This window comes from Streptomyces sp. BRA346 (assembly GCF_052851135.1).
The window spans coordinates 19,941-36,212 of the sequence record NZ_JAIWIH010000012.1 but is presented as its reverse complement, the minus strand read 5'-3'; the positions used below and the strand labels follow the sequence as shown (position 1 = coordinate 36,212).

Here is a 16,272-nt window from a genome sequence, read left to right as displayed (position 1 = left end):
GAAACCCACGCGTGACGGAGCACCCCACCTCCCACAACAGGCGACAGGCTGCCACCCCTGCCGCCGCCTCGGGCGCGCCCGAGGACGCCCACGGCGCGGTCCCGGACCCGCGGACCGCCGTGCGGCAGACGGCCGCTCCCGGCCAGGAGCCGGGCGGCGGCCGGCCGCGTCCCGCCTTCCCCGCGGACGGCCCGGCGGCCGCCCCGGACTCCGGCGACGCCCCGGCCCCGGAGCCGGACGGAACGTCGGCCGAGGGGGAAGCACGGCCACAGCGCCGCGGCCGTGCGGCGAAGGCCGCGCCGCGCGGTGGCGGAGGGACCAAGCGCGCCGCTGGAGGGACCCAAGCCCGGAACACGGCGCACAGCGAGCAGCCGGAGCACGGCACACCGGAGGGCGAGCCTGTGTGGGACGCGGACCGCAATGCCGCCAGAGGCGCGGCGCGCCGACCCGGGGCCCGGGACGACGCCCCCAGCACCGCGGCGGGCGAACACCCGGCCCCGGCGCGGCCGGACGCGGTGTCGGGTGACGTCGCGTCCGCCGGTGAGGTCGCGTACACCACCCCCGAGGGCGGAATGCCCGCCGTGCCGCCCTCGAACGCGCCCGGCGCCGACGGCTCCGCCGCCCTGCGGGACCGCAGCGGCGACCGGCTGCGGTTCGTCGGGGCGGCGACGCGGCGCATCGCGCGCGGCATCGACCTCGACGAGATCGTGCTCGGCCTGTGCCGGGCCACCGTGCCCACGTTCGCCGACGCGATCCTGGTCTATCTGCGCGATCCGCTGCCGGTCGGCGACGAGCGCCCGGTCGGCCCGGTGGTGCTGCGGCTGCGCCGCACCGACCGGATCCCGCTGGACCCGGACACCGAGAGCGGACGGCTGCCGCTGATGTCCTCGCAGCCCGATCTGGCGCCCGCCGTCGGCGGCGGCCCCGCGGCCGAGCTGTGCGAGGTGGTGGCGGGCGGCCCGCTGGCCGAGGTGCTGCGCGGGGTGCGTCCGGTGTTCGGCGACTCGCAGGCCGCCCGCGCCGCGCTGCCCGAACTCCTCGGCGACGGGCCGTCGGTGGCGACCGGTCAGCGCACCGTGCTGGCCCCGCTGCGCGGCCGCCGCCGGGTCATCGGCGCCGCCGTCTTCGTACGCCGCCCGGACCGGCCGCCGTTCGAGCCGGACGATCTGCTGGTCGCCGCCCAGCTGGCCACCCACACCGCGCTCGGCGTCGACAAGGCGGTGCTGTACGGGCGCGAGGTCTACATCGCGGACGAGCTCCAGCGCACCATGCTGCCCGACTCGCTGCCCCAGCCCACCGGCGTCCGGCTGGCCAGTCGCTATCTGCCCGCGGCCGAGACCGCGCGGGTCGGCGGCGACTGGTACGACGCGATCCCGCTGCCCGGCAACCGGGTGGCGCTGGTGGTCGGCGACGTCATGGGCCACTCCATGACCTCGGCCGCGATCATGGGCCAGCTGCGCACGACCGCGCAGACCCTGGCCGGGCTCGACCTGCCGCCGCAGGAGGTGCTGCACCACCTCGACGAGCAGGCCCAGCGGCTCGGCACCGACCGCATGGCCACCTGCCTGTACGCGGTCTACGACCCCGTCGCGCACCGCATCGTGGTCGCCAACGCGGGCCACCCGCCGCCGCTGCTGCTGCACCGCGGCGGCCGCGCCGAGGTGCTGCGGGTGCCGCCGGGGGCGCCGATCGGGGTCGGCGGCGTCGACTTCGAGGCGGTCGAGCTGGACGCGCCCGCCGGGGCCACCCTCATGCTCTACACCGACGGCCTGGTCGAATCGCGGATGCGCGACGTGTGGACCGGGATCGAGCAGCTGCGCGAGCGGCTGACCGCCACCGCGCGGCTCACCGGCCCCAACCCGCCGCCGCTGGAGCCGCTGTGCGACGAGGTGCTGGACATGCTCGGGCCCGGCGACCGCGACGACGACGTGGCGCTGCTCGCGGCCCGCTTCGAGGGCATCGCGCCCAGCGACGTCGCGTACTGGTTCCTGGACCCCAAGGCCCAGACCGCCGGGCAGGCCCGCCGACTGGCCCGCCGGGCGCTGGCCCGCTGGGACCTGGAGGACCTCACGGACGCGGTGGAGCTGCTGGTCAGCGAGGTGGTCACCAACGCCGTGCGCTACGCGGAGCGGCCCATCACCCTGCGGCTGCTCCGCACGGATGTGCTGCGCTGCGAGGTCGGCGACGACGTGCCGCAGCTGCCGCGGCTGCGCCAGGCCCGGCCCTCCGACGAGGGCGGGCGCGGGCTGTACCTGGTCAACCGGATGGCCCGGCGGTGGGGCGCGACCCGGCTGTCCACGGGCAAGGTCGTCTGGTTCGAACTGGCCATGCCGTCCTGAGCCGCCCGGCACCTTCCGTGCCGGGCCCCGTCTCATGAGACCGGCCGCCCGGCACGCAAGGTGCCGGGCGGCCGGTTCGGTTCTGTCAGGCCCGTCAGACCTGTCGGACCGGTCAGCCGCCGCCCTGTCCGTCGTCCCCGCCGCCGCCGTCGTTCTCCCCGCCCGGCAGGGTGGCCGGGGGGCTGAGGGTCGGGGCGGTCGGGGGCGTGGACGGCGGGGTCGACGGGGTCGCGGGCGTGGTCGGCGCCGTCGGCGAGTCGGTCGGCGTCGGGCTCTCGCTCGGCGTCGGGCTCTCGCTCTCCGTGGGAGGCGCGGACGTGGTCGGGGCCTCCTCGGACTCCGACGCCGACGGGGGCGGCTGCGGGGCGTTGTCCAGCTCGGTGTCCAGGTCGAACTTCGTGGTCGAGTCGTCGTCCAGGGTGCTGCCCATGTACGCGGACCAGATCCTGGCCGGGTAGTCACCGCCGTTGACCCGGCCGCCGCCGGCCAGGCCCTTGAGCGTGACCTGCTTGCCGCCCTTCGCCTCGCCGAACATGCCGACCGAGGTGACCAGGTCGGGGGTGTAACCGGTGAACCAGGCGGACTTGTTGTCGTCCGAGGTACCGGTCTTGCCCGCCATCTCCTGGCCCTTGGTGCGCACGGCCTGGCCGGTGCCGTCGTCGACCACACCGGTCAACACCTGGGTGACGGAGTCGGCCGCGCCACGGCTGATCGCCTGGCCGTTGGTCGGGTCCGGCAGTTCGGCCTTCTGGTCCTCGCCCTTCTGGGCCGACTTCACGATCGCCGGGGTGACCTTCTTGCCGTGGTTGTCGAGGGTCGCGTAGACCCCGGCCATCTCCTTGGGGCTGGCGCCCATCACGCCGAGCGACATCGCGGGGCGCACGTCGAAGCCGTTCTTCACGTCGCCGACCATGCCGAGGTCCATGGCGGTGCTCTTGACCTTGTCCAGGCCCACGTCCACCGCCATCTGTGCGAAGACGGAGTTGACGGACTTGTTCATCGCCTTCTGGACGTTGATCGGGCCGTAGGACTTGTCGTCCTCGTTCGGCGGGGCGAAGGCGGTGACGCTTCCCTTGACCGGCCGCTTGCTGGTGCCGTCGTAGAGCGTGCTCGCCGTGATCGGCGTGCCGTTCTGGGTCGTCGAGCCGTTCTCGTAGGCCGAGGCCAGGATGAGCGGCTTGAAGGTGGAGGCGGGCTGGTAGTCCGCGCGGGTGGCGTTGTTGGTGTAGTGCTGGGGATAGCCCTCACCGCCGTACATCGCCACGATGCCGCCGGTCTTGGGGTCCACCGAGACCGCGCCGACCTGAGCGTCCTTGTCGACCTGGCGCTTCTTGGGGTCAAGCTGGTCGGTCAGCTCGGTGCGGACGGCCTTCTCCAGTGCCTTCTGCTTCTTCTTGTCGATGTTGAGGGTGACCGTCCAACCGCCGGCCTCGAACTCCTTTTCGTCCACCCCCTCCTTGTACAGCTCCTTCTTGGCAGCGTCGATCGAGTAGGCGGCCTTGCCGGTGACCCCGGCGATGGGGCGGGGCGCGATGGGTTTCTGGAACTTCAACCCGTCACGTTCGCTCTGGGACAGCCAGTCCTTCTCGACCATGTTGTTGAGGATGTAGTTCCAGCGGGCCACGACCAGCTTCTTGCCATTGGGACCAGCCGTTGAATAGTCGTACTGACTGGGGGCCTGGAGCAGTGCCGCGAGATAGGCGCCCTGCGCGACCGTCAGCTTCTCGACGTCCTTGTTGTAGTACGCGCGGGCGGCGGCCTGGATGCCGTAGGCGCCTCGGCCGTAGTAGCTGGTGTTGATGTAGCCCTGGAGGATGTAGTCCTTGGACTTGTCTTGGTCGACCTTGAGGGAGATCACCAGTTCCTTCGCCTTGCGGCTGACGGTCTGCTCCTGGCTCAAGTAGTAGTTCTTGACGAACTGCTGGGTGATGGTCGAGCCACCCTGCTTGCCCCGGCCGAGGGCGGTGTTGATCAGACCGCGCGCGGTGCCGGAGAAGGACACGCCGGAGTCGGTGTAGAAGTCCTTGTTCTCGGCGGCGACGAAGGTGTGCTGCACCTTCTTGGGGACCTTGGACAGCGGCACCGACTCGCGGTTGACCGCGCCCTCCTTCGCCATGATCGAGCCGTCGCTGTACTTGTAGATGTTGGCTTCCGCCTTGGCCTCGGCGTTGGCGTCGGGGATCTCCACGGTGAAGTACAGGATGGCGAACCCCCCGACGGCCAGGGCGCCCAGCGCGACGAAGTAGCCCAACACCATCTTCCAGGTGAAGAACCGGCGTATACCCCCCTGCTTGGCGGCCTTCTTGGCCCTGCGTGCGCCCTTCTGCCGCGCCCGCCGATCGTCCGCTCTACCCATCTCTCCCGCCGCTCCAGTCCATCCGCCCCCCGCACCCAAGCCAGCTCATGAAGCTAGCACCGCAACTACCGGCAAATACTCATCGATCAAGCTTTTTCCGTACGTGACAAAGAGCACGTCTCTCACGGGAACTGACGGGCCAGTGCTGCCGAGGGTTGCACAGGAAGGCAAATGTGCTATCACTTTGCTAGACACTCTCGAAGAGAAACGGGGACCCCATGACCGACACCGCCACCCCCACCGCCGACATACCGGCCATCCCCGAGCCGCAGGTACGGGAGCGGCCCGCGAAGAACATCAGCGGTGGCCTCGCCCTGCTGCTGGGCCTGGTCGGGCTGGTCGCCGGGGTCGGGCTGATCCTCGCCGGGGCGGCCGTCGCCGTCGATCACAAGGGCGCCGGGTCCACCGCGCTGATCGTGGCCGGGATCGTGGTGATCCTCACCGCGATCATCACCATGTGCGGGCTGAACATGGTCGCGCCGGGCGAGGCCCGGGTCGTCCAGCTCTTCGGCCGCTACCGCGGCACCATCCGCACCGACGGGCTGCGCTGGGTGAACCCGCTGACCAGCCGGGAGAAGATCTCGACCCGGGTGCGCAACCACGAGACCGCGATACTCAAGGTCAACGACGCCTACGGCAACCCGATCGAGCTGGCCGCCGTGGTGGTCTGGAAGGTCGAGGACACCGCGCAGGCGATGTTCGAGGTGGACGACTTCCTGGAGTTCGTGGCCACCCAGACCGAGGCGGCCGTGCGCCACATCGCGATCGAGTACCCGTACGACGCCCATGACGAGGACGGCCTGTCGCTGCGCGGCAACGCCGAGGAGATCACCGAGAAGCTCGCGATCGAGCTGCACGCCCGGGTCGAGGCGGCCGGGGTCCGCATCATCGAGTCGCGCTTCACCCATCTCGCGTACGCCCCGGAGATCGCCTCCGCGATGCTCCAGCGGCAGCAGGCGGGCGCGGTGGTCGCGGCCCGGCGGCAGATCGTGGACGGCGCGGTGGGCATGGTCGAGGCGGCGCTGGCCCGCATCACCGAAGAGGACATCGTGGAGCTGGACGAGGAGCGCAAGGCGGCGATGGTCAGCAATCTGATGGTGGTGCTGTGCGGCGACCGCGCCCCGCAGCCCGTCCTCAACACCGGCACGCTCTACCAGTGACGGACCGGGACGAGGAAGGCGCTGCGGGCGCTGCGGGCGCGGCCGGTCGGCCGTCGCGGCGGCAGCGCAAGCAGATGCTGCTGCGGCTCGACCCNGCGGTCCACGACGCCCTCGCCCGGTGGGCGGGCGAGGAGCTGCGCAGCGCCAACGCGCAGATCGAGTTCCTGCTGCGCAAGGCGCTGGCGGACGCGGGCCGACTGCCCGGCACGGCCCGCCCGATCCCCCGCCGCGGCCGCCCGCCGCGCGGGGCGGCCGGGGATGGGGCCGAAGATGGCGAACCCGGGGGCAGGAACCCGTAATAGGCCGCTGACCAGCGCAGATACATCGCTCATCGTAGCTATACACACGAGGTATACGCATGGTGTAGAGTGCCGCGCATGTCAATCGGCCACACCCTGCTCGGACTTCTGGAGTCCGGTCCACGCCACGGGTACGACCTCAAGCGCGCCTTCGACGAGAAGTTCGGGCACGACCGCCCGCTGCACTACGGACAGGTCTACTCGACCATGTCCCGGCTCCTGAAGAACGGCCTCGTGGAGGTCGACGGCGTCGAGCACGCGGGCGGTCCCGAACGCAAGCGCTACGCGATCACCGACGCGGGCATCACCGATGTGGAGCAGTGGCTCGCACAGCCCGAGAAGCCCGAGCCCTACCTCCAGTCGGTCCTCTACACCAAGGTCGTCCTCGCCCTGCTCACCGGGCGCGACGCCGCCGATCTGCTCGACGTCCAGCGCGCCGAACACCTGCGGCTGATGCGCGAGCTGACCCAGCGCAAGCGCGGCGGCGACCTCAGCGACCAACTCATCTGCGACCACGCCCTCTTCCACCTCGAGGCCGACCTGCGCTGGCTTGAGCTCACCGCGGCCCGCCTCAGCCCACTCGCCAAGGCGGTGCGTTCATGACTCCGGCGGGATCCCTGCTGATAGCCGACGGCCTGCACAAGTCGTACGGCCCCACCCCCGCGCTCGACGGCGCGGACTTCTCCATCCACGCCGGCGAGGTCGTCGCCGTGATGGGCCCCTCCGGCTCCGGCAAGTCGACGCTGCTGCACTGCCTGGCCGGGATCGTCCGGCCGGACTCCGGCGCGGTCCACTACGGCGGGCGCGAGCTGTCCGCCCTGTCGGACGCCGAGCGCAGCAGCCTGCGCCGCGGCGAGTTCGGCTTCGTCTTCCAGTTCGGCCAGCTCGTCCCCGAGCTGACCTGCGTGGAGAACGTCGCGCTGCCGCTGCGGCTGAACGGGGTCAAGCGCAAGGAGGCCGAGGCCCGGGCGGTGTCCTGGATGGAGCGGCTGGAGGTCGCCGATGTGGCGGCCAAGCGGCCCGGCGAGGTCTCCGGCGGTCAGGGGCAGCGCGTCGCGGTCGCCCGTTCGCTGGTCACCGGGCCGCGGGTGCTGTTCGCCGACGAGCCGACCGGCGCGCTGGACTCCCTCAACGGCGAGCGGGTCATGGAGCTGCTGACCGAGGCGGCCCGGGAGACCCGTACGGCGGTCGTCCTGGTCACCCATGAGGCGCGGGTCGCCGCGTACTCCGACCGCGAGGTCGTCGTACGCGACGGCAAGGCGCGGGACATGGCGGGCATCCGATGAGCGGCCCGGAAGACGGCCCCACGAGCCCGGGCGACGGCACCACCGGCCGCGCGACCCTGACGGCCGTACGGCCCTCGCCCCCGCCCCCGGCCCCCGAGCCGCCGCGGCGCCCCGGCATCGCCCGCTGGGCCGCGGACCTCGCCATGGGCGCGCGGTTCGCGGTCACCGGCGGGCGGGAGAGCTGGGCCCGGACGATCATGACGGCGGTCGGCGTGGGCCTCGGTGTCACGCTGCTGCTGATCGCCGCCTCCGTCCCCACCATGGACTCCGCGCGCAACGAGCGGACCAACGCCATGGCCGCCTTCGGCTTCGGGGAGGAGCCGAAGCCGGGCGCCGGGACGACCCATCTCGCCATGGCGAACACCGACTTCCACGACAAGGACATCCAGGGCCTGGTGATGGCGCCCGACGGCGACCGTCCGCCCCATCCGCCCGGCATCGGCGGCGTTCCGGCAGCCGGGGAGATGTACGTCTCCCCCGCGCTGAAGGAGCTGCTCGCCTCCGACGAGGGCAAGCTGCTCCGGGACCGCTTCCCGTACCGCATCGCCGGGGTGATCGGCGACAGCGGACTGTCCGGCCCCGCCGAATACCGCTACTACGCGGGAATCACCCAGAAGCAGTTCGACCACGTCCCCTCCAGCTACCGCATCGACCGCTGGGGTGCCCAGGACACCAGCGGGGACGGGCTGGACCCCGCGCTGGTGCTGCTGGTCGTCGTGGGCTGTGTGGTGCTGCTGCTGCCGGTGCTCATCTTCATCGCCACCGCCGCCCGCTTCGGCGGCGAGCGGCGCGACAAGAGGCTGGCCGCGCTGCGGCTGGTCGGCGCCGACATCCCCATGACGCGGCGGATCGCCGCCGGTGAGTCGCTCTTCGGATCGGTCCTCGGGCTCGCGGTCGGCGCCGCGCTCTTCCTGATGGTGCGGGAGGCCATCGGCGGAGCCTCGATGATGGGCCTGAGCTTCTTCACCTCCGACATCACGCCCTCCCTCCCGCTCGCCCTGGCGATCCTGCTGACGGTGCCCGCCTCGGCCGTCGCCGTCACGCTGCTCGCCCTGCGCGCCATCGCCATCGAGCCGCTGGGCGTCGTACGGAACGCCACCCCCAGGCGGCGGCGGCTGTGGTGGCGGCTGCTGCTGCCCCTCCTCGGCATCGGGCTGCTGGCTCCGCTCGCGGGCGGCTTCGGGGCGGGCAGTTCGGGCGGCGACCTCCAGACGTACCAGGCCGCGGCCGGTGCCGTGCTGCTCCTCATCGGCACCACCGCCCTGCTGCCGTGGCTGGTCGAGGCCGTCGTGGAGCGCTTCGGCAAGGGTCCGGTGCCCTGGCAGCTCGCCACCCGGCGGCTCCAGCTCAGCAGCGGCACCGCGGCGCGCGCGGTCAGCGGCATCACGGTGGCGGTCGCCGGGGCCATCGCGCTCCAGATGCTCTTCGCGAGCGTGGAGGCCCAGAACACCGAGGAGACGAAGCAGGACCCGACCCGCGCCCAGCTGGTCATGAACATGAACGTGGACAACGGCGCCCAGGCCCGCGAGGCCTTCGCGCGGCTCGGCGCGGCCAAGGGCGTGCGCAGCGTGCTCGGGGTCACCGAGGACTCCTTCTCCGACCCGCGCAGCAAGGTGAAGAACCCGGCCGACATCCCGGTCGACTCCCTCACCGTCGCCGACTGCCCGGCGCTGCGCGAGCTGGCCCACATCACGAGCTGCCGGGACGGCGACACCTTCCTCGTCACCGCGGACCCGGAGTACACGGGCACCGACAACGCCTTCACGAAGCCCGGCGGTCAGATCAACCTGGCCTTCGACGACGAGGGCATCCCCACGCCCGGCAAGCCGAAGCTGTGGACGGTCCCCCGCTCGGCCAAGAAGGTGGAGTCCAGGCAGGACCCGATCGGCGCCCAGCGCTCCGGCATCCTCGCCACCCCCGGCGCCTTCGACGTCTCGGACCTGTCCGACCCGCAGGCGGTGGCGATGCTCAGGCTGGACCCGAAGGTGCCGGACGCCGAGGAGTACGTACGCAACGCCAGCGCGACGATCGCCCCGACGCTGGACGTCATGGAGCTCACCAGCTCGTCGCAGTCGTCCGAGTTCCAGACGATCCGCAACGTCCTGTTCATCGGCGCCACCGCGACGCTGCTGCTCATCGGGGCCAGCATGATCGTGACCACCCTGGAGCAACTGCGGGACCGCAAGCGGCTGCTCTCGGTCCTGGTCGCCTTCGGCACCCGGCGCACCACGCTGAGCTGGTCGATCCTGTGGCAGACCGCGGTCCCGGTGGTGCTGGGTCTCGCGCTGTCGATCGCGGGCGGGCTGGCGCTGGGCGCCCTGCTGCTGAAGATGGTCGGCGAGGGGATCGCCGTGGACTGGGCCGGACTCGCCGCGATGACCGGCATCGGCGCGGGCGTCATCCTGGTGGTGACCCTGGCCAGCCTGCCGCCGCTGTGGCGCATGATGCGCCCGGAGGGCCTGCGGACCGAGTAGACACGCGCCCCGCGCCCGGGACCGGGGGCCGCTTCCCACCTGCGGAAACGGCCCCCGGTCCCGAGTTTTCGTCGGTTATGCCACCCGTATGGGTGAACCCCGATGGACGGGACGTTTCCGCATCTCTCGCCCTACGATGATGGTCTCGACACCAGCCACCAGGAGGCGCCATGTCCGCCGCAGCAGTCGAGTACCCCTACCAGGGTCCTCCGCAGCCGAGTCTGCTCGACGAGGCCGACCGGATCGCCGACATGCTCCCCGGCCACCGCGTCGAGATCATCGGGGGACTTATCACCGTGACACCACCACCGGACCTTCCTCATGCGATGGTGCTGACCGAGCTCATGATCCCGTTTCTGGCGGCGGGCCTGCACGGCGAAGAATCGAAGGTGCTCCAAGGGGTGGGCCTGTGGCTCCCGACCGGCCCTGAGGACTATGCCATCCCCGATCTGGTGGTGGTCGACGCCGATATCCACGAGCATCTGATCGAGAACAACTGCTACGACCCCGTGTCCTTCCGTCTGGTCCTTGAGGTCACGTCGAACAATTTCAACAATGACCTGCGCAACAAGGCCGTCGCCTATGGCGAGGCCAAGGTTCCGGTGTATCTGATCGTCAACCGCAAGCACGGCCGGGTTCATGTGCTGACGGACCCCGTCTCGGGCGGCTACGACACCCACCGTGTGCACGCCCCCGGTGAGCAGATCACCCTCCCCGAGACGATCGGCGCGGAGGTCACGCTCGACGTGTCGGCGCTGCTGGACGCCGGTCGGCGCCCCAAGAAGGACTGACCAGCCGCGCATTCACCCCCACGCGACCCGCACCGGCAGCGGTCGCACCGCCTCGCGGAGCGTGGCGGTCAGGGCCTCGAACTCTTCCGTGGCAGACCGCGCCTCCGGTGAGCCATTTCCCACCTGCGGAAACGGCCTCCGGCCCCGGGTTTTCCGTGGTTATGCCACTCGTACGAGTGAAGCCCGATAGACGGGACGTTTCCGCATCTCTCGCCCTACGATGAGGGTCTCGACACCAGCACCAGGAGGCGCCATGTCTGCCGCAGCGGTCGAGTACCCCTGTGACGGTCCGGAGCGGAACCTGCTCGAAGAAGCCGAGCGGATCTCCGCCATGCTCCCCGGCTACCGCGTCGAGATCATCGGGGGAGAAATCACCGTGACGCCACCGCCCGACATGCCGCACGGGGATTCGCTGACCGACCTCACATTCGCCTTCGCCCCCGCCCATGGCAAGCTGACGCGGGTGATCCAGGGCTCGGGCGTGTGGCTCCCCGACGGTCCCTTCGACTACGCCGTGCCGGATCTCGCCGTGGTCGATGCCGACTACCGGGACCACTACATCGAGCACAACTGCTACGACCCCGCGATCTTCCGTCTGGCCCTGGAGGTCACCTCCAGCAACCTGGGCAACGACCTGAGGACGAAAGTCACCGCGTACGCAATCGCCAAGATCCCCGTCTACGTGATCGTCAACCGTTCGAAGCAGCGCATCCACGTACTCACCGATCCGGTTGCCAACGAATACGAGCACCACCGTGTCTACGCACCGGATGAGCACATCACGCTCCCCGACTCCATCGGCGCCGACATCACCCTGGATGCGACGGCCATCCTGACGGTCGGGCGTCCCTGACGCTCACCCCCACGCGACCCGCACCGGCAGCGGTCGCACCGCTTCGCGGAGCGTGGCGGCCAGGGCCTCGAACTCCTCCGCCCGCGCGGCCCCGGCGCGCATGGCCAGGGCTACGCGGCGGGCGGGGGCCGGGTCGGCGAAGTCGCCGGTGGCCAGGTCCTCGTTGCGGCCGGTCTCGACCCGTAGCGCGGTACGCGGCAGCAGCGTCACCCCGAGCCCGCCGCCGACGAGTTGCACCAGCGTGGAGAGCCCGGCGGCGGTCGTGGTCACCGGGGTGCCCTCGGTGCGGCCCGCCTCGCGGCAGATGTCGAGGGCCTGGTCGCGCAGGCAGTGGCCCTCGTCCAGCAGCAGCAGATCCAGCTCCTTGAGCGCCTCGCGGGGAATGTCCGTACGCCCGCCCAGCCAGTGGTCCCGGGGCGTGACCAGTACGAAGTCCTCGTCGAACAACGGCAGTTCCACCACCCCCGGGGCGCCGAGGGGGACCGCGAGCAGCAGCAGGTCGAGCCGCCCGTGGGCGAGCCCGTCCAGCAGCGAGGCGGTCTGCTCCTCGTGCACCTGGAGGTCGAGGCGCGGATACTGCTCGCGCACCAGCCGCAGCACGGTCGGCAGCAGATACGGGGCCACGGTCGGGATCACCCCGAGCCGCAGCACCCCGGTGAACGGCGCCCGCGCCGCCTCCGCCTCCTCCAGCAGCGCACCCACCTCCGCGAGCACGGAGCGTGCTCGCGCGGCCAGCCGCTCCCCCGCCGGGCTGAGGAGCACCTTGCGGGTCGTACGCTCGAGAAGCTGAACTCCGAGCGTGTCCTCCAGGGTGGCGACGGCGCCCGAAAGGGCGGGCTGGCTCATCCCGATGGCGGACGCCGCATCCCGGAAGTGCAGATGCTCGGCGACCGCGGCGAACGCCTTGAGCTGGGACAAGCTCGGCTGCCGCGGCTTTCCTGCCGGTATCGCTGTCGCGGCCACTGATAGCCACCTCCAATCAACCCGACCGAGTGTAGCTATTTCACTGATCAATGTGGCATGTGCCAGGGTGGAGATCGTCCAACCCCGGGAAACCCCCACAAAGGGTCCCTCCCACGCGAAAGCTGCAAGGAGAAACGTGCTCACTGTCGGTGACAAGTTCCCCGAGTTCGACCTGACCGCCTGCGTCTCGCTGGAGAAGGGGCAGGAGTTCGAGCAGATCAACCACAAGACCTACGAGGGCAAGTGGAAGATCGTTTTCGCATGGCCCAAGGACTTCACCTTCGTGTGCCCGACCGAGATCGCGGCCTTCGGCAAGCTGAACGAGGAGTTCGCCGACCGTGACGCCCAGATCCTGGGCTTCTCGGGCGACTCCGAGTTCGTCCACCACGCCTGGCGCAAGGACCACGACGACCTGCGTGACCTGCCCTTCCCGATGATGGCGGACTCCAAGCACGAGCTGATGCGCGACCTGGGCATCGAGGGCGAGGACGGCTTCGCCCAGCGCGCCGTCTTCATCGTGGACCAGAACAACGAGATCCAGTTCACCATGGTGACGGCCGGTTCCGTGGGCCGTAACCCCAAGGAGGTCCTGCGGGTGCTGGACGCCCTCCAGACCGACGAGCTGTGCCCGTGCAACTGGAGCAAGGGTGACGACACCCTCGACCCGGTCGCGCTCCTCTCCGGCGAGTGAGGTGAACTGACATGGCACTCGACACCCTCAAGTCCGCCCTGCCGGACTACGCCAAGGACCTGAAGCTGAACCTCGGTTCGGTGATCGGCAACTCCGAGCTTCCGCAGCAGCAGCTGTGGGGCACCGTGCTGGCCTGCGCGATCGCCTCGCGCTCGCCGCGCGTGCTCTCCGAGCTGGAGCCGGAGGCCAAGGCCAACCTGTCGGCCGAGGCGTACACCGCCGCCAAGTCGGCGGCCGCCATCATGGCGATGAACAACGTGTACTACCGGACCCGGCACCTGCTGTCCGACCCGGAGTACAACAACCTGCGCGCCGGTCTGCGGATGAACGTCATCGGCAACCCGGGCGTGGACAAGACCGACTTCGAGCTGTGGTCGCTCGCGGTCTCCGCGATCAACGGCTGCGGCATGTGCCTCGACTCGCACGAGCAGGTCCTCCGCAAGGCGGGCGTGGACCGCGAGACGGTCCAGGAGGCCTTCAAGATCGCCGCGGTGATCCAGGCGGTCGGCGCCACCCTGGACGCCGAGGGCGTCCTGGCCGGGAACGGCTGACGCTCTCGTCCTGCGCAGAGACGAAGGGGCGCCCCACCGGTCCGGTGGGGCGCCCCTTCGCGCGTTTCCTGCGGCCATACGCCGACGGCCCCCTACTGCGCACTGTGCGTCCACTCCGTCAACGCCGCATGGACCGGCGGCTTGAAGAGCTGCCGGGCGACGCGGCCTGTCGGCTCGGGCTGCGAGGACGGTGGCAGGGTCCAGGTCAGCCCGAGCGCACCTGCGGCCCGTCCGGCGCCCGCCCCCGGCCGCGCAGTACGTCGCGTGCCGGGTCGCGGTCGATGAACGCCTGCGCCCAGCCTTCCCGCTCTCCCTGGGACACCCACCCGCTGAAGTCGGCGACCAGGGTCCGAGCCACGGAAGGTCCGGCGAGCGCGACGGCCAGTGCCTTCAGCAGCGTGGTCTTCCCGGAACCGTTGCGGCTCGCCATGACGATCCAGCCGCCACCCTCGGGGAGGGTGAGATCCACCGAGCGGGGCCCGGTGAACCCCCTGATGTTCGACACGCCGATCTTGGTGACGTACACCTGTGACTCCTCGCCTCCCGGCCGCCGCCCGCCTTCCCTTGGCGCGCGGCTCACCCTCTCACGTAGGTCTGTCAGCGGCCGGTGCGAGGCGACTTGAGGTCGGCGATGAAGGCGGCCCAGGCGTGGGCTCCGAATATCAGCGCCGGGTGGTCGGGGTTCTTGCTGTCCCGGACGGGCACGAGGCCGGGGTGACCGTCGGCGACCTCGACGCAGTTACCGCCGTCCGGGTTGCTGTAACTGGACTTACGCCACCGCGCCGCACTCAGGTCCGGTCGAGCGTTTCGCATGTCGCGTCGTCCTCCATCAGTCGCTGGATGAACGCCACGGACTCCCGTGGCGACAGGGCAGAGTCCCGCAGCAGATCGTAGGACAGTCGGAGCCGTTCCACGCCGCTCGCGTCCTCCACCAGTTCGCCCGTGTGGGAGTTCTCCGTATAAGCCGCAGTACTCCCATCGGCCTGCCACAGCAGAGTCAGCGATGTGCCGATCAGAGGGTGCAGCCCAGACGAAAAAGGCAACACCTGAAGCGTGACGTGAGCCAGTTGCGCCATCGTCAGCAAATGAACCAACTGCGCCTGCCACTCTTCGGGATCACTCAGAGCACGCCGGAACACCGCCTCATCGAGCACAGCCCGGTAGTGGGGCGGAGATTCCCGGTGCAGCAGCCCCTGCCTGCCCAGCCTCGCGGCAACGAGTTCCGCAAGCTCTTGTTCATCTCCGGGCTGGGCCACACCCAGCACCTCGCTGGCGTACGCCTTGGTCTGTAACAGCCCGGGTACGGTCGCGGCCGCATACTCGTAGCGGACGGTGGCCGTCGCCTCCAGCTCCATGAAGCGCTTGTACTTGTCGGGGAACACATCCTCGCGGGCCAGCTCCCACAGCATCGACAGGCGTTCCCCCGTCGCGTACACCTTGTCGAGCGCCGCGATGACCTCCGGGGAGCCGATCCGCACCCCGGTCTCCAGCTTGTGCAGATACGTGCGGTCATAGGTGGTCTCCTGGGCCAACTGCCCGAGCGACCTGCCGGACTCTTCTCTCAGCCGTGCGACCTCCGCCGCCAGCAGCAACCGTGCGGACGGCTTACGACCGGAAGCGTTCTTGCGTGCGGGCACGACAACCCCCTGTGTTCCTTGCCTCCTTGGCTACGCTCAGCCACTGTCGACCCTAGCCATTTCCGGCCACTCTGGAGAGGCAAACAGCAACACTGAGTGAGGAAAGGCCGGATGACATGGCGTCTTACAACCCCGCGCGCGGCTGGCGGCTGGACCGCATCCCGGGCAAGCGCGTCACCCCGATCAGCGGCATCGGCCAAGGGGTCTCGCTGCCGCTGTGGGTGGTACGCGACGGCGAGCACAAGGGGGACGGCCAGCTCCGCCTGAGCGCCGGTGAGGCCGAGCAGTTGCACGCGGAGCTGTGCTACGTCCTCGGTGACTCCTGGACGCCCGGCGACGTACCGCCGTGCCGGGCGAGCAAGGGGGCGTTCCCAGAGGTCCGGCGGCCGTAAGCGGCGGTGGCGGGACAGGGAGTCACCGTCCGCACCGGCGTCTCCCTGTCCCCACCTCACACCCGCCCTGACTCAGGCCCACTCCTCGGCCCTGACCTCCGTCTGCTTCAGCACGCGCTCGATCGCCTCCGGCTGCCGGTCCGGCGGATAGCCGAAGCGCCGCAGCAGACGCTTGACCTTGGCCCGGCTGCTCCACGACCCGCTTCTGAATCTCCTTGAGCTGGGTCGGGGTACGGACGTAGTCGACGTCGCCTCACGGATCAGTTTGAGCGTTTCCTCGTCCACAGCACCCCTCCCCCGCGCCCCGGGAAGTGGTACTCTGCGCACGTGAGCCCCGGTTTCTGCCTCTGCTTGCATGCGGCCCGGGGCACAGCTATGCCACGACATAGCAACGCTCCGTGTCCACGTTGACACGTCTGCCACTGGTCGACCGAGAGCGGTGACCACAGGCGGGCACTGCTCCGCCCCAGCTTCGGCGAG

17 protein-coding genes are annotated in these 16,272 nt (G+C 70.5%); 11 read left to right on the top strand and 6 right to left on the bottom strand.

Annotated features, from left to right (window positions below; translation table 11 throughout):
• Positions 1–11 precede the first annotated feature (11 nt).
• Positions 12–2,339, top strand: coding sequence for a SpoIIE family protein phosphatase (locus LCH29_RS16500; RefSeq protein ID WP_446462494.1), 2,328 nt, complete (start codon positions 12–14; stop codon positions 2,337–2,339).
• A gap of 112 nt (positions 2,340–2,451) precedes the next feature.
• On the opposite strand, the gene LCH29_RS16495 is transcribed toward LCH29_RS16500, so the two are convergent.
• Complete coding sequence (locus LCH29_RS16495) at positions 2,452–4,695, bottom strand: transglycosylase domain-containing protein (protein WP_446462493.1); 2,244 nt, start codon at positions 4,693–4,695, stop codon at positions 2,452–2,454.
• A gap of 218 nt (positions 4,696–4,913) precedes the next feature.
• On the opposite strand from LCH29_RS16495, the gene LCH29_RS16490 reads away from it, so the two are divergent.
• From LCH29_RS16490 to LCH29_RS16460, 7 genes are all read left to right on the top strand, one after another.
• Positions 4,914–5,855 carry an SPFH domain-containing protein gene (locus LCH29_RS16490; RefSeq protein ID WP_446462492.1) on the top strand — a complete coding sequence of 314 codons (942 nt, stop codon included), beginning with the start codon at positions 4,914–4,916 and terminating at the stop codon, positions 5,853–5,855.
• Positions 5,852–6,154, top strand: a complete 303-nt coding sequence (locus LCH29_RS16485) for a hypothetical protein (protein ID WP_446462491.1) — start codon at positions 5,852–5,854, stop codon at positions 6,152–6,154. Before LCH29_RS16490 ends, LCH29_RS16485 begins: the two co-directional genes overlap by 4 nt.
• A 78-nt stretch (positions 6,155–6,232) precedes the next feature.
• Positions 6,233–6,757 (top strand): PadR family transcriptional regulator, encoded by a 525-nt coding sequence (locus LCH29_RS16480; RefSeq protein ID WP_039937797.1) that lies wholly within the window; start codon positions 6,233–6,235, stop codon positions 6,755–6,757.
• Positions 6,754–7,440, top strand: coding sequence for an ABC transporter ATP-binding protein (locus tag LCH29_RS16475; RefSeq protein ID WP_446462490.1), 687 nt, complete (start codon positions 6,754–6,756; stop codon positions 7,438–7,440). Before LCH29_RS16480 ends, LCH29_RS16475 begins: the two co-directional genes overlap by 4 nt.
• Positions 7,437–9,914, top strand: coding sequence for an FtsX-like permease family protein (locus LCH29_RS16470; protein ID WP_446462489.1), 2,478 nt, complete (start codon positions 7,437–7,439; stop codon positions 9,912–9,914). The genes LCH29_RS16475 and LCH29_RS16470 overlap by 4 nt, the downstream gene beginning before the upstream one ends.
• A 170-nt stretch (positions 9,915–10,084) precedes the next feature.
• Positions 10,085–10,705 (top strand): Uma2 family endonuclease, encoded by a 621-nt coding sequence (locus LCH29_RS16465; RefSeq protein ID WP_446462488.1) that lies wholly within the window; start codon positions 10,085–10,087, stop codon positions 10,703–10,705.
• 253 nt (positions 10,706–10,958) lie between these two features.
• The gene (locus LCH29_RS16460; RefSeq protein ID WP_446462487.1) at positions 10,959–11,558 is read left to right on the top strand and encodes a Uma2 family endonuclease; all 600 of its coding nucleotides are present in this window, start codon (positions 10,959–10,961) and stop codon (positions 11,556–11,558) included.
• A 3-nt stretch (positions 11,559–11,561) separates the two neighbouring features.
• Here LCH29_RS16460 and LCH29_RS16455 read toward each other — a convergent pair whose 3' ends face one another.
• Positions 11,562–12,521: a hydrogen peroxide-inducible genes activator gene (locus tag LCH29_RS16455; RefSeq protein ID WP_446462486.1), complete on the bottom strand. Its 960-nt coding sequence runs from the start codon at positions 12,519–12,521 to the stop codon at positions 11,562–11,564.
• A 136-nt stretch (positions 12,522–12,657) separates the two neighbouring features.
• On the opposite strand from LCH29_RS16455, the gene LCH29_RS16450 reads away from it, so the two are divergent.
• Complete coding sequence (locus LCH29_RS16450) at positions 12,658–13,212, top strand: peroxiredoxin (RefSeq protein WP_446462485.1); 555 nt, start codon at positions 12,658–12,660, stop codon at positions 13,210–13,212.
• 11 nt (positions 13,213–13,223) lie between these two features.
• A complete protein-coding gene (locus LCH29_RS16445) occupies positions 13,224–13,763 on the top strand; it encodes an alkyl hydroperoxide reductase (protein WP_446462484.1) in 540 nt (179 codons plus the stop codon).
• 205 nt (positions 13,764–13,968) lie between these two features.
• Here LCH29_RS16445 and LCH29_RS16440 read toward each other — a convergent pair whose 3' ends face one another.
• The 3 genes from LCH29_RS16440 to LCH29_RS16430 all read right to left on the bottom strand — a co-directional run bounded on the left by LCH29_RS16440 (position 13,969) and on the right by LCH29_RS16430 (position 15,400).
• Positions 13,969–14,289: an AAA family ATPase gene (locus LCH29_RS16440; protein ID WP_446462483.1), complete on the bottom strand. Its 321-nt coding sequence runs from the start codon at positions 14,287–14,289 to the stop codon at positions 13,969–13,971.
• A gap of 71 nt (positions 14,290–14,360) precedes the next feature.
• A complete protein-coding gene (locus LCH29_RS16435; protein ID WP_446462482.1) occupies positions 14,361–14,576 on the bottom strand; it encodes a DUF397 domain-containing protein in 216 nt (71 codons plus the stop codon).
• On the bottom strand, positions 14,552–15,400 hold the full coding sequence (locus tag LCH29_RS16430; protein ID WP_446462481.1) for a helix-turn-helix domain-containing protein: 849 nt from the start codon (positions 15,398–15,400) through the stop codon (positions 14,552–14,554). The genes LCH29_RS16435 and LCH29_RS16430 overlap by 25 nt, the downstream gene beginning before the upstream one ends.
• A 116-nt stretch (positions 15,401–15,516) precedes the next feature.
• Between LCH29_RS16430 and LCH29_RS16425 the strand changes: the two genes are divergently transcribed.
• Positions 15,517–15,792 carry a hypothetical protein gene (locus LCH29_RS16425; protein WP_446462480.1) on the top strand — a complete coding sequence of 92 codons (276 nt, stop codon included), beginning with the start codon at positions 15,517–15,519 and terminating at the stop codon, positions 15,790–15,792.
• A 72-nt stretch (positions 15,793–15,864) separates the two neighbouring features.
• Here the strand turns inward: LCH29_RS16425 and LCH29_RS16420 are convergent, their stop codons facing one another.
• Positions 15,865–16,077: a type I restriction enzyme endonuclease domain-containing protein gene (locus tag LCH29_RS16420; protein ID WP_446462479.1), complete on the bottom strand. Its 213-nt coding sequence runs from the start codon at positions 16,075–16,077 to the stop codon at positions 15,865–15,867.
• Positions 16,078–16,272: the final 195 nt, after the last annotated feature.

Coding starts and splice junctions, on each gene's coding strand:
- LCH29_RS16445 (WP_446462484.1), top strand. CDS start 13,224: ATGGCACTCGACACCCTCAAGTCCGCCCTGCCGGACTACGCCAAGGAC.
- LCH29_RS16460 (WP_446462487.1), top strand. CDS start 10,959: ATGTCTGCCGCAGCGGTCGAGTACCCCTGTGACGGTCCGGAGCGGAAC.
- LCH29_RS16490 (WP_446462492.1), top strand. CDS start 4,914: ATGACCGACACCGCCACCCCCACCGCCGACATACCGGCCATCCCCGAG.
- LCH29_RS16435 (WP_446462482.1), bottom strand. CDS start 14,576: ATGCGAAACGCTCGACCGGACCTGAGTGCGGCGCGGTGGCGTAAGTCC.
- LCH29_RS16465 (WP_446462488.1), top strand. CDS start 10,085: ATGTCCGCCGCAGCAGTCGAGTACCCCTACCAGGGTCCTCCGCAGCCG.
- LCH29_RS16425 (WP_446462480.1), top strand. CDS start 15,517: ATGGCGTCTTACAACCCCGCGCGCGGCTGGCGGCTGGACCGCATCCCG.
- LCH29_RS16480 (WP_039937797.1), top strand. CDS start 6,233: ATGTCAATCGGCCACACCCTGCTCGGACTTCTGGAGTCCGGTCCACGC.
- LCH29_RS16495 (WP_446462493.1), bottom strand. CDS start 4,695: ATGGGTAGAGCGGACGATCGGCGGGCGCGGCAGAAGGGCGCACGCAGG.
- LCH29_RS16470 (WP_446462489.1), top strand. CDS start 7,437: ATGAGCGGCCCGGAAGACGGCCCCACGAGCCCGGGCGACGGCACCACC.
- LCH29_RS16475 (WP_446462490.1), top strand. CDS start 6,754: ATGACTCCGGCGGGATCCCTGCTGATAGCCGACGGCCTGCACAAGTCG.